Below are 16648 nucleotides of genomic sequence, written 5' to 3'. Positions count from 1 at the left end.
ACAGGTGCAATCGTTGGTTACCAACCATTTGGTGGCTTCAACATGTCAGGTACAGATTCAAAAGCAGGTGGCCCAGACTACCTACAACTGCATATGCAAGCAAAAACAACTTCAGAAATGCTTTAATATTTACTTCAATAAAATGCCGTACATTGTTTCTTAGTAAGCAATGTACGGCATTATTTTTTGGGGTAACACAAATGACATATATAATAGAAGAAACTCATATAAATTTCGGTTCACTTTCCTTCCCCTATTCAAAACTAACTCTCACATCAAATTATAAAAGCATACTTATTGCCTATAAAACGCTGGTATATTTTATGGTATTTCTAACATTTGACCCTTATCTTGATTGTGTAACTTTGTTAAAATGATATCAGTTTAGGAGGGTAAAACTATGAAAAAACTATCAATTTTTATGTTGCTCATGATGCTTGTTAGTCTAGTCATTTGGCAGCCTCAATCTGTCTATGCAGACGAGCTATCAGGACATATGCATGAAAGTGGTCTACGCTATTTAATTCAGAAAGATGCATTACTGAAGGATGCAAATGGAAGCTATCGTCCAAATGCTACGGTTACACGCGGTGAATTCGCCACATACATAGCAAAAGCGTTAAATTTGGACACAAAGAGCAAGATAACGTTTACAGATGTGTCAGACACATATTTATTTGCAAATGAAATTAAGCTTGCCGCTACTGCTGGAATTATTACTGGTTATACGGATGGCTCATTTAAGCCAGATGACCGTATTTCAAGAGAGCATATGGCAGTGATGCTAATCAGAGCAGTTGATTATTTAAAAATACCAAAAGGTACTTCTTCTATTACCTTCAAAGACAATGCAACTATTTTTAAAGATTTCCGTCAGGATGTTGCAATCGGTGCACAATTAGGACTTATTAAAGGAAGCTCCAATGGCATGTTTTTACCAAGAGACAATGCCACAATTGGTGAGGCATCGACATTTATTCTACGATTAATTCTTCTTGCTGATCAGGTTGACGCTGGTAAAAATGAAAACAATGGTAACTCCGAAAATAACGGTAATACTACTAATAATGGGAACAACAATAATACTGGTAATAACGGTAATACTACCGCATATATCGTCAAAGAAGTTTCCAATGGTAACTTGGTAGACAAACAAACCTTTACTAGCTTTGAAGCAGCTGAAAAGGCGATGACGACTAGTTCATTAGTGATTACTCAAAATGATAAAATTATTAAAATGACTTCAGGCTATGTGGTAACGAATAATTATGTTGCTCTAAATTCTGAAACGATTAAGGATCAAATCGCAGTTGCTGGTAATACAGAAATGGAGTATCTAGGTAGTGATGCCACACAAGTAAAAGTACGCTTAGCTGGTCATACTGGCTATTTAAAGCAGGCTGACGTTACCTTAATTCCTTCTGCTCTAGTAAAAGGTCGTTCTTATTACACAAATGAGTACGGTGAAATAAAACATACCTTATATGATTATAAAACTAATAAATATTCTGCTAGTTACGTGTATGGCAAGGCCCCTGGCTTTATGAAGCAGGGTGAGAAATACTTTAGCTGGGATGGCATCAACTTTACCAATGCTGATGGTTCTTCAAAAGGAGAAGCCTATAACTACTATCAATTCTTACCAGCTCGTGCAACAACTCAATATACAGCAGATGAGCTAGATCAATATATTGTGGGAAAATTAGCAGAGGTTGAAAGCTCAGGTGCTTCGATTTATAAAAATGCCACAACTAAAAGTAAACTACTTGGTTTAGGCTCTGTATTAAAAGAAGTGGAAGCAAATTCTCATATCAATGCTATGCTTATTTTATCCCTAGCACAGCATGAGAGTGCCTATGGTATGAGTGATCACGCTCAAAATCTAAACAATCTATTTGGTTTATATGTCTATGATACAAATCCACTAAATAAGAAGTTTGAGAGTGTGGAAGCCAATATTAATGAGCTAGTTGAAAAATTCCTTCAGCCAAATTATATTACGCCAGGTGGACGTTATACGAATGGCGCAGTTGTCGGTTCTAAGGCTATCGGCTTCAACGTAAAATACGCTTCAGATCCATTCTGGGGCGCAAAAATTGCAGGACATTACTATCGTGCAGAAAAAGCTTTAGGCTTTAAAGATGCAAATAATCCTTATAAAATCGCTCTCACAACAACTGCTGGACTAAATGTTCGTGCAGATGCATCAACAAGTCAAAGTCCACTCTTCACATTTAGTAAAAGTAATATGCCTGTCATCGTTACAGATACAAGCTCAAATGGTTGGTATCAAATTGTTTCAGATAAACTATACACTGAACCTGGATATATAAGTAAGGATTATATTAAATTCATCAATACCGTGAAATAACGTAAATGGCTGTCTCTTATAGATGAGACAGCCATTTACTGTTATTGAAAAATATAAAGTCACTAGCAGAAAAATGCCTTTTCATAAGGCAGGAGGTTTTTTCCGTTCCGCCAGTGTCCTTTCCAGGGGACGTCCGATGAGCCGCTTCACTCTTTCGTTCGCTCCAGGGTCTCATCTGTGACGCTGGCTCCACTCCAATCATATTTGCAAAAGTGTCTTTTCCTTATCTTTCATACTAGCTAGCCGTAGCAATCAATTTAGCTATTATTTGTACGATTAGAGGAAATTTTATAGCCATTTCTATCAATTAGTTTGTCTTTTTCTTATATGGGTATATAGAGAATAAGAAAAACGATCCCAAAGGCTAGTACACCTTTGGAATCGTCTCTTAATCAATTATTGTTTTTTATAGTATTGCAAAATACCATTATAAATAGATTCTGCAAATAATTTAACGTATTGATCATTTGTCATTTTACTGTTATCCTCTGCATTCGTTAAGAAACCAAGTTCTACTAGAATAGATGGGATCACCATATTACGAATCACGTAGTATTGCTCTTGCTTAACACCACGATTTTTCATATTTAAATTGTTGACAATTTGATTATTAACATATGTCGCTAAATCTATGTCTTCCTGATACATATCTCCTGTAGATATTGCATAATATGTTTCAGTACCAGACGCTGACGTATTAGCAGCAGAGTTGACATGGACACTTACAAAAATTTCACCATAGTTTGCTTGAGTAAAGTCTACGCGATCTTGTAATGATGGATACGTATCACCAGTACGTGTCATATAAACTTTTGCACCAGCATTCTCTAGTAATTGTTTCACTTGTGTGCTGACTTTTAATGTAATGTTCTTTTCAGAAGCAGAGCCCTTTACTGTACCTGGATCTTTACCACCATGACCTGGGTCTAGGATGATAATACGATTTTGTAAAGGTTTAGCTGTTTGATTTAATAGCTTCAAATAAGACTTGTGGACATAGCCTGATTGGCCATTATATGTGATTTCTGCCCAGTAACCATTGATGTTATTAACTTGGACATACTCTCCTTTATTCAGCTTAAATAACACGGCTGATGTAGAGTTACTTTGACTGCGAACATTTAAATTAGCAACTGTGACTCTACCTAGCACATCACCAGAAACTGGTGGTGTTGGATCTGGATTTGGGTTTGGATTTGGCTTTTCTTCTTCCACAATATCCGTAGTGCTATTCGCTACAATATAACCTGGTAAACCATTTACTTGTGTTAAGTAGTAGCCACCAATTGTTTTGTAAACAGGAAGTTTTTCGTTCGCTTTAATCGATGAAATGACTTTTGCTGAAGATGTAGGCTTCACATATAAATTGACAGCATTTTTTGTCGTTACTTCTTTTTCGACTGTTCCTAACGCATTGCCATCTGCATCTACAAATTCTGCATATTGCTTATAGATATAGGCATATGAGCCTTTATAAGTAACCTTTAGCCAATTACTTTCAACAGCGTAGACTGATAATTTACCGCCTGTATTGACTTTGCCTACAATGTTCGTGCTTGAAGTAGAATCTTTTGTCTTACGGATGTTTAACCCATCTGTAGTGACCTTCACTAAGCCAATGACTTGTGATGTATCTGGAACTTGTACACCTTTTACTGGAAGCTCTAATCGATATTTTTCACTGTTTGCACGTGCAACGAATAATGAGAATTGAGAACGTGTTACAGTGCTATTAGGTAAATACGTATTACCTGTTCCGTTTGTTATGCCATTATAATAGATGGTATTGATGTATTTCACATATTCATGTGTGATTCCTACATCAGTAAAAGGAGAGTCGATTCCCTCATACTCACTAGTATCTAAATTAAAAGCCTTTGTTAATACATAACTCATTTCTCCACGAGTTAGAGGCTTATTTGGTAAGAATTGACCTTTTATATTTTTGTCGAAAAATCCTAGCTGTACAGCACGTTCTATATAACCTGACATTTCAGTGCCAACTGTAACATCTGAAAAGCTAGATTTATTTACAACTAATGGTTTATTACCAGAGGCAACAACAACCATTTTAGCTGCTTGTCCTCTTGTTACACTATTATTTGGGCCAAAGACTCTCTTACCATTCACAAAGTAACCTTGAATTACCCCCAAATTTACTAAATAATTGATTTCTTCATAGGCTGGGTGATTTTTAGTAACATCTTCAAATGTTATATTTGAATTGTTAGCTGCACTGACACTTGCACTATGTATCGTAAACATAGAAGCCGAAATGAATAAGACGCACAAGATAAGACTAATTTTTTTGATGTTCAATGTCTTATTTCCTCCCTTCTTGTTCTCTTAACGTGTCCATTTTAACAAAATTAGCTAAATAAAGCATCATACAATAGAACTGTTAAACTTTAATTTTCCAATTCACATCCTTTCCTACAAAATTATCATAAAAATAGAAGAGTCTGCTATTGCAAACCCTTCTTCCATTATACGCTATTCAAAAGATCATTTCTTGCAATCTATGACACCATTAAAGTGTTAACTTTATGAACTTATTGTTGGATTCTTTCAATAAAAACTTTTAATTGTTCGATTTTTAGTAATTCATCAGAACCGAAGCTACCGTCTCCGTCACCATTTGTAATGCCATTAGATGCTAGAGTAGAAACATATTCATTAGCCCAGCTCTTTTGAGGCACATCACTAAATGCTACACTTCTACCATTATTTTCAAGACCAAATGCTAGCACTAATACTTTAGCAATTTGTGCACGCGTAATTGGTGAAGACGGGTTGAATTTACCATTTGCATCGCCTTCAAAGATACCTAATTTTGCTACAGCTGCAATAGCACCTGCATGAGCATATGTAGGTTTTACATCTACGAAACTAGTAGTAGTATCAGATGTATCTAAGTTTAAAGCTTTTGCAATTTGTACTGCTACCTCTGCACGAGAAGCATATACGGAAAAGTCAATAGCTGCTTGCTTTACTTCAGCTTGTTGTTGAGCATCAAATGTTGCCACACGTTTAGCACCTACATAACGATCGCCCCAATAATATGGGTCATTAACATTTGAGTAGCTTACACCTTGACCAGTTTGAGAGTGGATCATTTTATCATCACCTATGTATATCCCCACATGTGAAATACCACTACCACTTGTATTGAAAAATACTAAATCGCCAACTTGAAGATCACTCTTGGCAACTGCAGTACCTTGTTGATATTGAGACCCTGACGTACGGTTTAATTGAATACCTAAGTCTGAAAATACTTTAGAAGTAAAGCCAGAGCAATCAAAACCGCTAGTTGTAGTACCGCCGTATTTATATGGAACACCTAAATATTTAGAAGCTGTATCAGTTAAATCTGCTTTAGACGCTGCTTCAGCAGTATTAATATTAGTAGTTGAAAATAACATAAATGATGCAAAAATCGGTAATAACCATTTCTTATTCATACTTTTGTTATACCCCTCTCAAAACTTTTTTGCCTATACATAGACTATCACAAAAGAGGCGAATGTTATTTTTCAATTGTGTAACGGTTTTAGACAGCAAAAAAACGCTGTAATACCAACGTTTGGTGGTATTTCCAGCGTTAAAAAGGGGATTTTTTTATCGTAATTTGGAACTTTCGTAACATTTCTGTAATATTAGCGATTCTTTGTTACACAACAACTTATTGACTAGAGAACATTTGGACCCAATAGTAATTTCCTTTGCTATCCTGTGCTATTCCAACACCTGTATTCGTATAGTGCTCTTTTAAAATATTATCTCGATGGCTAGGTGAAGCCATCCATGCCTTAACAGCAATTTCAGGTGTTTTAATATTTCTAGCAATATTCTCTCCAAAACTTGTATAGTTGTAATCAAATAATGTCGCTAAATCCCAAGGTGCCCCATAAAATGGGGAAACGTGTTCAAAATAATGGCGATTTACCATGTCCTGTGCTTTGATAATGGCAATTTGTGTCAGCTCCGAATCATAAGCAACAGGTTCTAGCTTATTCTTCTGTCTTTCAACATTTATTAATTCAATTACCTTTTTAGACCACTCAGAAGAAAGGTTAACAGTTGGGATATAATCCTTTGCTAAATAGTCATAGGCTACTTCCAATGCCTTAATTTTTTGCTGAAAAGCCATGCTTCGCTCAACAAATACAGCAAACTGTGCACGTGTTACCAATTGGTCAGGAGCAAAATGTTTAGCATCCACCCCACCAATAATGCCGATATCTGATAAGGATTCGATATAATCTTTTGCCCAATGCATACGTGTAATATCCGCAAATTGACTGTTATTTTTGCTATCTACCCTTATTTGATACGCAAGAGCTAGCATTTTTGCCACCTGCATACGCTTTAAAGGCTCTTCTGGATGAAAGGCATCACTCTTCTGAATGATTCCCAGTTTAACAAGCTGGCAAATTTCCTTATAATATGGATGTGTTGTAGGAACATCCTTGAATTTTAAAGGGTTCTCAATGTCCAGGTTTGTTTGAAGAGAACGAGCAATGGCAGCAGCAGCCTCTGCCCTTGTAATAGCTTGCTCTGGCTTAAAAGTGTTGTCGTTATATGTAGTCATAAATTGTTTTGTGAGCATATGTTGAATTGAGGCATTTGCCCAGTATGAATTTGTCACATCTACTGCCTTAGTAGATGCTGCTTCTGCTTGACTAAAACTAGTTAAACTTCCTACGGTTGCAGCTATTGAAAGTACCATTATACTCAATAATTTTTTCAACAGGGCGACCTCCTCACGTTGGCAAAATGAAAATGTATGAAATGGTACCTCCCAATCAAAGCGACCATTTATACTATAAGATACGAATTTCAGATGATATAGTTTCACTTTTTTGGAAATTAATATTAGGATTCATTTTTTCTTACTTATAAAAGGAGTTTTCCCGTTATATTGATTGGGAAAACTCCTTTTTTATCATACTATTGAATCATTTTAAGATAGTCTTCTAGAATGCGGTAATTATACACTAAGCCCTGTTGCTCAATTGACAAATTACTATAATCTTTTTGAGCAGCTAACACTTTTTTCTCGAATGAGGAGCTGTCTGGATCAATATTTCCAATCGCTTGAACAACTTTGAGAACGGCAGCCACATCTTTTTCAGCCTGCTTTAAGACATCCTCATTAATGACCTGTCCTTTAATTTTAGAGTCCAATGCCTTATAGGCAGCAACGGCATTCGCCACATCTTCAATATACGTTGAAGAGCTTGGAGACAGTCCCGCTATGATCTCCACAACCTTCTTCACATCAGCTAAACTTTTCTCTGCTTCGAGTAAAAGAGCATAATTGGAGATACGTTGTTTATCTGTCGTATTCAAACTATCATATTCTTTACGCGCCGCTTCCACCATACCAAAGTAATATTTATCCTTTGGATTCAATTTAGCAATATTATTATAAACCTTTATAACATTATCTAGTGAAAGCAATAGCTGGTCGTTATAAACATAGCGTCGTTGATCAGCATTGAGCTTATCATAGGCTTTTAAAATCTTTTGGTATTGGCTATTCATATCTTTTGCCGTTAGTAATCGGTCTATATCTTCTACAATACTCATTACAGGCTTTATTAGCTTTTCCTGATCTTGTAGCACTTTATAATTTTGAACAGCTCGTTGCTGATCCTTTGGTAAAGCATTGTAAGCAGCACGGATTTCTTGGATACGTTTCACATATTGCTTTGGATCAACGGATGGTAAGTCATTAATCATTTGCATGACATTACCAGCACCTAAAATACTAGACTCCGCTGCTTGCAATAAGTAGTAGTTTGTCACATATTGCTTCATATCGCCAGGTAGTGCATCGTAAAGTGAGCGTGCTCGCGATGTATCTTGAAGGAATGTGTTACTTGAAGATTTTAGTTTACTAATCAATTCCATCACACTTGAGACAGGCTCAAATTTTAAGAGAATATTAATATTATCGATGTATTTTTTTTGATCCTTCGATAGTTTATCATACGCTTTACGAGCTGAGTTTACCTTACTAACAAAGCTTGTTGATTCTGGATCTAGTTCATTTATTTGAACCATCACACTTAAAATTGGTTTCACTGCTTTTTCACGTGTTGTTAAATCTTTAATATTCGTCACTAATTTCTTCTGGTCAGATGACAGCTTATCGTATGCTACACGCGCATTCATCAGCTTCGTTAAATAGTCAGCATCTTGCACTTCTGTTAATTTAATTAGCTCGACGACACTCTGTGCTAATCCCTGTTCATTTTCTGCTGCTACCAGTGCATCATAGTTTACGATCGCTTGCTGCTTCTCTGCTGGCAAGGCATCATAAAGCTCACGCGCTGTTTTCATATCTTGATAGAAAGTTTTACTTGTTGGCTTCAACGACGCAATGAGACCAATTAAGGAAGCAACATCCTCTACAGCAGTGAGATTAGCATAGTTTGTCACTCGCTTTTGGGAAACTTGATCAAGTGCATTATAGGCTTTACGTGCATCAAGAACCTTTTTTGTATAATCCTTATTTGTTGGATTTAAGGCATCAATCATTTGGATAACCTTGATTACTGCTTTGTTATCCTTTTCATAGGAGCTTAACATTTTGGCTTGCTCCACTAGCTTCTGCGCGTTCTTATCCATTGCTTTATATTCTAATGTAAGCTCGGCTACCTTTTTGACAAATGTGTCAGGGCCTTCATTTGCTAATGCTATAATACGGTCATCAAATGCTTTGGCCGTATTGATATAGCCTTGTGCTTTTGTTAGATCCTCGCTGTTTACTACCTTTGCCTTAAGAGATTCACCCAATTTATTAAACGCCTCATCTGCTTTTACCACATCATCTTTATACGTTTTTTTAGAAGGGCTTAATGCACTAATTTGCACCATTACGTCAATTGCAGGAATTACATCTTTTAAATCTTTATAATTTTGGACAAATATTTTATTTTTATCATCTAGCTTCGCATAAGCCGTATAAGCTGATTTTGCTTTAGAAATATAGCTTTTAGAGGAAGGATCCAATTTTTCAAATTGAGAGATAACATTAACAACCGATTTATAGGATTTCTCTAAATCTGTTAACACTTTAATATTTGTCACACGCTTTTTAGCTGTTGATGATAACGCATTATAGTGAGCTCGTGCATCCAATATTTTTTCAATAGCTATATTGCTATTTAACATATCAATTTCCGTTGTAACAGCCTGTACCGCTTCTTCCTCTTTAACTAAAGCATCTATTTTGTTTTGCAGCTGTGTTTTCAAATTAGTAAGAGCTGTTTCATGCCCTTGCAAAGTCGTATCTAATTTCTCCACTGTCTCTTTCAACTTGGTAAGCTGTGTACCGTAGTCAGTTGTCGGCTTTAATGTATTAATCGTTTTCGATGCTTCTGCGTATGTTTGAAACAGTATTAACTTTGTTGCTCCCTGCACTAACTTTTTATCATTTTCACTTAGCTTGTTAAAGGCAGTCCAAGCTGAAAGCGTCTTACTTTCAAAGGTTTTTGCAGTTGGATCAAGGCTATCAATTAGCTTATCTACCTTTAAGGCAGCACCTAAATTTTTCTCCCACGCTGTGAGCTCTGCTAGATTATTGACGATTTTCTTAACATTGGACGCATTGATATTTGTGCCTGAAGGATTATTATAGGCTTCGCGTGCAGCTTTAATAGCAGCTACTTTATTAGCTTCTTCTACAACATTAATGGCTTTAATCTTTCCTTCAATATCCTCTGCATATGCAATATTTGCTAACGCCAGATCTAGGTCTCCTATGTTTTTAACAAAACCTTTACCTTCCGTTAAGAGATCGTATTCCGCTTTTATGTCTTTGACTGTTGTACGATATACATCTTCTTTGGATACACGCAACCCTGAAATGCTTTTCGAAATATTTGCTGCTTTAAGATATTGTGCAATACTTTCATATTCCGTTTTTAATAATTGTTTGGAGGCTGCATCCAGACTATTGTAGGCTTTCTCAACAGCCGTCACAGCACTAATAAAGCTTGAGGCTGAAGTGAAATCTGCAGGCTGCTTACCTTTTAACTGTACAATGCTGGAAGTCACTTTATCTAAAGCAGATAAACCTGACAAGGCATCCTTATACTTCTTAAAAGGTGTGATTTTATCATCATTTGGATTATAAGCTTCGACCACTTTCTTTTGCTCTGCTGTCAGCGCATTATAATTCGTGGTAAAACTATTCATTCCAGGAGAAATAGCTGAATAATCCGTAGATTTCTCCAATAACTCAACTAACTGATCTAATTCTGTAATGACCGGTTCTACTTTTGCTACGTCCACTTTCAGCTTACTTAACTTGTCAACATCCATTCCCTTGCCTTTAAAATAGACATTGCGTGCTGCTTCATCATAGCCATATTGCAACACTGTGCCACGAACTGTTGAGGCAATATCCTTCGCCCCATTATTAAGTGCAGCAAGAACAACTTGGTTGAATTGGTCTTGCACATATTGATAAGATGTCGCTGTTGATTCATCTCCTAAAAATGTTTCATATTGGCTTTGTACATTTTTCACATCGTGTATAAATGTTTTGCTGGTATATGAAATAGTACCCATCTTATCGCTAATTTCCTTAAGCTTCTTTAACAGTAGTCGTTGCTTAACTACATAGTCATATTTCGCTTGTATAAAAGCTTTTTCATCGGCATTAAAATCAGCTGAATTTTGTACAATCGTTATATCACCATCTGCAATAACCATTTCATTATCTGATGAATTCTCTGATAGCTTGCCAAATTGTGCAATAAGTTGTTCCCTTGCTATAGTTGCTGCAACCTCATTTGCATAAGCTACCTTTTCTGATTGTATTGAGATGTGCGACTGTCCTTCGTTGTCCTGTGCGTGTGCGTTCGCTATAGCCGTAGGTACCAATAAGAGACCCGTTATGACCCCTGCTGTCAATTTTCGATTCAATCGAACCACCCTTTCATCGTTTATGTATAGGAAAATGATTGTATTCATTTTCATTTAGAATTTATGACTTTAGTATCGGTGTAAATTGCTTGATTTCAAGCCATTCTAATATATTTACAAAATGAGACATATCAAAAGTAATTTTTCTAAATTACTAGCTAGAAAAACAGGAAGTTATTTCAATTATACTATACAATGGTGTTATATAAGGTTTTCACCAATTGACATATAATAAGAGATTATGTTTTTTCAATGAATTTATTGGAAAAAAACAGCTATTTTCATATGTCATAATATCTTTACAAGGTGTATACTACAACTTTGATATCCTATTTTGGAAGAAAGGACGCTGTTTTATGTTTTACCATTATAAGTTCTGGCATAGCTTAAAAAATCCTACCTACTTTACTAGCATCGTAGAGGAAGGCGAGGTCATCGGATATAAAAAAAGAGTATTAACGGTGTTCATTCTTTTCATCCTGTTGTTTGCTGCTCGCGAATATTGGGGAATGGGGACAGAAAATTTAACGTCCTTATTCGCAAAGGATTTACAAAATGAATACTATGTAGCACGTATACTTTCGATGCTTGGTGCCGTTTTATGGGCAATCGTCTATTTTGGCTTCCACTATTATGGTGTTACCTATCTTTTACATCTATTAACGGACATTCCTTATACTTGGATAAAAAGAGTACAGCTTTATGTTGTAGCCTTTCTATTAATTGAAAAAGCAATCCTCTTTGCTGTTTTCTATGCAGTAGGCTATACAACCATGTTTTCTTTCTTCTCCTTAGCTCCTGCTGCCTTACAGGTGATTGAAACAGATTTCGTGTTATTTACCCTCAATCAATTGACGGTAACAACTGTTTTAATCATTATTGTACAGTATCTCTTCCTATCAAAATGGGAGGAAGAGGCTAGTAGAAAAATGTTAGTAGTCAAATTGATTGGTGTACAGCTATTTATGGCCCTTTTTGTTGGCTTGATCAGTGTACTACCAATTAAAGAATGGATTGCTAGGGGGTTAGGATGATGGCATTTATCAAAACAAGACCATGGACAACTACGACCATCGTGTTAGCATTGCTAGTAATCGGCATAAATGCTTATTTTGTCTTTAAAGATAATAGCAACGTGACACGATCCTACTTTATCGATGAATTTCAAAAAGCTTATATCGGCACGAATACAGAGCGTGTTCATAAAGAAACCATTGTAGCACCTGCTGAGACATACACGATTACTGCTGATGCAACTAACTTATCAGCTGTGAATGTAAAGCGTGGCCAAGAAGTGATGATGAATGATGTACTTGCTACCTATAAAACGGATGAGGTGGATGAGGAGTTAACAAAGCTTGAATCTGAACGCACAGCCTATGAAACAGAATTACAAGATTTACAGGATGCACTTGATCAAATTGAGGATGAATATGGAGACGATTCTAATCCAAAAAGCTCCATTAATACGGATCAAATCAATGACAAGCTATCTGTAACGCTAAAATTAGAGCTTGCTCAACAAAATTCGGCATCTACAGCAGTTGCCCTGTTAAATCGACATATTGCTGAAACAAATCGCCAAATTGCGTTACTTGAAGCCCAAATTACACAAATTCAATCTCGTCAGGGAATTATCAGCCCTATTGATGGTGTGGTGGCAGCGATTAAGGAAGAAGCTGGTGCGCTAACTTTTGAAATCTATTCGAATGAAAAAGCAATGTATGCCTATTTATCAGAAAAGGAATGGCGAAAGGTGGAGGAAGGACAAACTGTAGATTTCAAGGTGAAACATGTCAAGGATGATCTATCTGGCATCGTATTAGAAAAACAAACGATTGCTACTGACGATCAGACAGTTTGGGCAAATGAGCTAGCCAAAACGGCTGCCTTGCCACAACCAACTAATTATGAAGTAACCTTACAGCAGGATGCCCCACTCGAGGACATCCCATTTTCGACAACTGGTAAGGCCTCTATTATTGTCAACGAAGCATTCGATTCTTATAAAGTTGATAAATCGTGGCTAACCACAGCTAAAAAAGGGAACAAAAAGCTGTATATCATCAATCAGGACGGTAAAATACAGCTAATTGATGTCAATGTACAATTTAAAACGGCTAAGTCAGCTATTTTTATGGATGATCTTGATGAAGGTACGCCAATGCTCTCGAATGAGAAACGTAATCTCGAAGCCTATACCTTCAGAACATTACCTGTTGAGAAAATCCAATGGAGCCATTTTAAAGAGCTAACTTGGAAGCAATATGTGAAATATATCGTTTTCTAATCTAAATCCGCCTCGTCTTTTTATGGACAAGGCGGATTTTTTGTTAGAAAAGAAGATAACACTAAAAAATCATTTAGCAAAGCGAGCGATGGGTTGATTTCCGTTCCGCCAGCGTCCTTTCCATGGGGCGTCCGATGAGCCGCTTCACTCACTTACGTTCACTCCAAGGTCTCATCTGTGACGCTAAATCCCCTAGGAGTGACGCTGACTCCACTCCAATCAACCTCTCTGAAAAGGTGTCTTTTCCTTTTCTTTCATACTAACAGTAGTGAAAAATGTGGAGAAATGTTGAGTGACAGCACTCCTCAATAAAATGATTAGTGAAAACCTTTATAAAAAGTTGTGGGTTGTTGTGCTTATCGCTAGCCCACAGGTAAGCAAGCAACGAATATCCACTTCACCTTCCACAAAAATTCTGTTAATTGTTTTGTTTTGCAAGACAACATAAAGAATCCTCTGTAGCTGTTACAGAGGATTTGTCTTCTTTATTTTAATGATAAACATCTATTTAAGAAGCTTGCAAATTGGGCACGTGTAATTTGTGCATCGGGTCTAAATGTGTTATCTGGGAAGCCGCCAGTTAAATCATTTGCGACAAGTGCTTGGATATGGCTGTATGCCCAATGTGTTGATTTAACATCTGAGAAGCTTACTTTGCTTGTACCTGTTAATTTATAGGCTCTTGTTAAAATGGCAGACATTTCTGCACGTGAAAGCTGTCCGTTTGGATTAAACTTCCCTGCCTCTTGCCCTTTAATAATGCCCGCCTGCTCAACTGCGGCAATGGCACTGTATGCATAATGGCTCTTACTCACATCTTTAAAGCTAGAATCCTTCGTTGTAGTTAGATTTAAAGCTCTAGCTATGATCGTAGCTGCCTCGGCACGTGTAATGGATGCCTCAGGTTTGAACGTTCCATTTGAGTATCCTTTAATAAGAGATTGATCGTATAAGCTTTGGATTTCGGAAAATGCCCAATGCCCTTTTGTTACATCTGTATAAACTAATTCCACATGATTGTCTTTATATACTGCTTGTAATTGATCGAAATACAGCTGTCCTTTCTTTTGAAGAGAAGCTGTTGGCTGAGCAACATACAGACGTTCGAATTTTAGTGGCTGTGGTAGATCACTTGGAATATCTGCCGTCACGTATTTCCAACCACTCCAGTCTAAACCGCCCTGACTTGTGAAATCAATTGTATGCTTCGCTCCAGCACCATCAATCACAACGCCTCTTAGCCAATGCTTACCAGCATCGCCAAATACCCAAAGACCGATATTTTTAGGCTGCCCTGAAATAGCAATTGGTGTTTTCGCAACCATATAGGCAGCTTTTGTGCCTGTGCCACTAGTTGTGAAATCATAGTTTAATTGTAAGCTAGCAGTCCCCTGTCTAGCATACTCTTTAGAGCTTGCTAATGAAGCATTGGCTTTCGCTGTTTCTGTTGTCCAAGAAGAAGTATTATCAAAGCTATCTAGTACAATTGGTTTCTCTGCTAGATCTACTACTTTCACAGCTGTAGACGTACGAATTCCTTCATACTCGCCAATAATTTTTCCTTCACCCTTTTGTGTTGCTGTGAAGGTTGCACCGTCCATTTTGCCGATATTTCCTTCAACTGTCCAGTTCATATTTGCTGGGTTGATGGTCATTGGATTCAAGTATTGATCATAGGCACTTGCAACTTGCATATCTACAGAAGATCCTTTCATTACCTGACCAACACTACTTAACGTAATTGATTTTACTTTCCCTGGTGGCGCTGTATTCACTACCTGTAAAATGGCAGATACACGACGTTCACTTCCCTCTGACGGTCTATTCACTAGATTAGCGAAATAACCTCCTGGATTACGCGCCACCATTGCTGTAGAGCCGCCTCCATCTAGGTTAATAGCCGAAGAAGCACCCACTGAAATTAAATGAGCAGCTAAATCTGATAAATTAACACCATTACTATGACCACTTATGCGTCCATCAATCGTTACAAGAGATACCTTTGTACCTGTAGCATCTATAGCTACTGCTGTACGTGGACTACGTGTAGAAGCAAACCCTGAATTCGTTGGCATAGAAATATCCACTTTGCCGTTACGCACAAGCATTGGTCCAGCAGCTAAGATGAACTGTGCATCCATCCATTTTTGATCGATCGATAAGCTGACATCCACGCTTGTACCTGCTGTAATGCTACTTAATTCAGCGGCTAACTCTTTATTTTGGACAGAGATAACAAAGCCATCTGCTGGTACAGAAGAGTTACCTTCTGCTCCATATGCTGTTACATGAGATACTGTACCAGAGAACTGGTCACCAAAATGCAAGGTGCTTGTATCTTGACTAGCGCCCGACACAACGAGTTCTACACCCCATGTATTTGTCCCTGTTGATCTTTTTTCCGGTGTATATAAAACGTTTTTATTTGTTCCTCGTTCACTATTAATAAGATCGATAGGATAGCTTTTGCCATTCACTTGGAAAGTTAGATTCGTAGAATAATAGTCTGCAATCGCTTTCCCTGATTTCGATAAACCAAATGCAACTGGCTTTTGTGTTGGGCTATCATATGTATCTCCCAAAATACCATAGTTCACAATTTCATTATTTTCTGCTAACAAGTTCGCAGGCATACCATTTCCTAAAAAGTAAGAGGCATTGACAGCCCCAACAACACGATGCCCATCATATGTGTTTTGCTTGGCCATCGCTGATGTTGTTTTTAATGAATTAATAGGATTGGGCATACCAATTTCTAGTTTTGTATATGTATTATTTAAATTGACATCTAAAACATTTACAAACTGACGTATCGAACCTGACGTATAGTTTTGCTGTGAATGTATTACCTGTGGTGAAACCTCTGTTTTAACTTCACTGACTTTATTGCCTAAACCAGCAGCTTGTCCATTGATAGGGCTAACTGTTAGTGTAAGCATGAAAAGGACTACAATAATCGTTATTAGTTTTCTTGCCATTTTTCACTCCGAATTAATTCAAAGTATGGCACGTACCATGTCACATGACCCGTGCCAGTGACTTTT

Annotated in this window: 8 protein-coding genes; 3 read left to right on the top strand and 5 right to left on the bottom strand. The window is 37.1% G+C overall.

Annotated elements, in window-relative coordinates; genetic code table 11:
- The first annotated feature begins 400 nt into the window (after positions 1 to 400).
- Entirely contained in the window at positions 401 to 2371 is a 1971-nt protein-coding gene (locus RCJ95_RS06795; protein ID WP_446722062.1) for an S-layer homology domain-containing protein, read from the top strand.
- A 396-nt stretch (positions 2372 to 2767) separates the two neighbouring features.
- On the opposite strand, the gene RCJ95_RS06790 is transcribed toward RCJ95_RS06795, so the two are convergent.
- The 4 genes from RCJ95_RS06790 to RCJ95_RS06775 all read right to left on the bottom strand — a co-directional run bounded on the left by RCJ95_RS06790 (position 2768) and on the right by RCJ95_RS06775 (position 11314).
- Complete coding sequence (locus RCJ95_RS06790) at positions 2768 to 4690, bottom strand: N-acetylmuramoyl-L-alanine amidase (RefSeq protein WP_446722061.1); 1923 nt, start codon at positions 4688 to 4690, stop codon at positions 2768 to 2770.
- A gap of 233 nt (positions 4691 to 4923) precedes the next feature.
- Positions 4924 to 5835 carry a C40 family peptidase gene (locus RCJ95_RS06785; protein WP_446722060.1) on the bottom strand — a complete coding sequence of 304 codons (912 nt, stop codon included), beginning with the start codon at positions 5833 to 5835 and terminating at the stop codon, positions 4924 to 4926.
- A gap of 221 nt (positions 5836 to 6056) precedes the next feature.
- On the bottom strand, positions 6057 to 7124 hold the full coding sequence (locus RCJ95_RS06780; protein ID WP_446722059.1) for a CAP and S-layer homology domain-containing protein: 1068 nt from the start codon (positions 7122 to 7124) through the stop codon (positions 6057 to 6059).
- A gap of 200 nt (positions 7125 to 7324) precedes the next feature.
- Positions 7325 to 11314: a cell wall-binding protein gene (locus tag RCJ95_RS06775; protein ID WP_446722058.1), complete on the bottom strand. Its 3990-nt coding sequence runs from the start codon at positions 11312 to 11314 to the stop codon at positions 7325 to 7327.
- 356 nt (positions 11315 to 11670) lie between these two features.
- On the opposite strand from RCJ95_RS06775, the gene RCJ95_RS06770 reads away from it, so the two are divergent.
- Complete coding sequence (locus tag RCJ95_RS06770) at positions 11671 to 12348, top strand: hypothetical protein (RefSeq protein ID WP_274771581.1); 678 nt, start codon at positions 11671 to 11673, stop codon at positions 12346 to 12348.
- Positions 12348 to 13604, top strand: coding sequence for an HlyD family secretion protein (locus RCJ95_RS06765; RefSeq protein ID WP_446722057.1), 1257 nt, complete (start codon positions 12348 to 12350; stop codon positions 13602 to 13604). The genes RCJ95_RS06770 and RCJ95_RS06765 overlap by 1 nt, the downstream gene beginning before the upstream one ends.
- Positions 13605 to 14089: 485 nt before the next feature.
- Here RCJ95_RS06765 and RCJ95_RS06760 read toward each other — a convergent pair whose 3' ends face one another.
- Positions 14090 to 16582 carry an S-layer homology domain-containing protein gene (locus tag RCJ95_RS06760; RefSeq protein WP_446722056.1) on the bottom strand — a complete coding sequence of 831 codons (2493 nt, stop codon included), beginning with the start codon at positions 16580 to 16582 and terminating at the stop codon, positions 14090 to 14092.
- Positions 16583 to 16648 lie beyond the last annotated feature (66 nt).

The organism is Lysinibacillus sp. BSL11 (genome assembly GCF_052928325.1).
The sequence above is the reverse complement of the archived record's forward strand: the minus strand, read 5'-3'. Positions and strand labels throughout refer to the sequence as shown.

Excerpts from the sequence above, each read along its gene's own strand:
- RCJ95_RS06795 (WP_446722062.1), top strand. The coding sequence starts at position 401 with ATGAAAAAACTATCAATTTTTATGTTGCTCATGATGCTTGTTAGTCTA.
- RCJ95_RS06785 (WP_446722060.1), bottom strand. The coding sequence starts at position 5,835 with ATGAATAAGAAATGGTTATTACCGATTTTTGCATCATTTATGTTATTT.
- RCJ95_RS06770 (WP_274771581.1), top strand. The coding sequence starts at position 11,671 with ATGTTTTACCATTATAAGTTCTGGCATAGCTTAAAAAATCCTACCTAC.
- RCJ95_RS06765 (WP_446722057.1), top strand. The coding sequence starts at position 12,348 with ATGGCATTTATCAAAACAAGACCATGGACAACTACGACCATCGTGTTA.
- RCJ95_RS06760 (WP_446722056.1), bottom strand. The coding sequence starts at position 16,582 with ATGGCAAGAAAACTAATAACGATTATTGTAGTCCTTTTCATGCTTACA.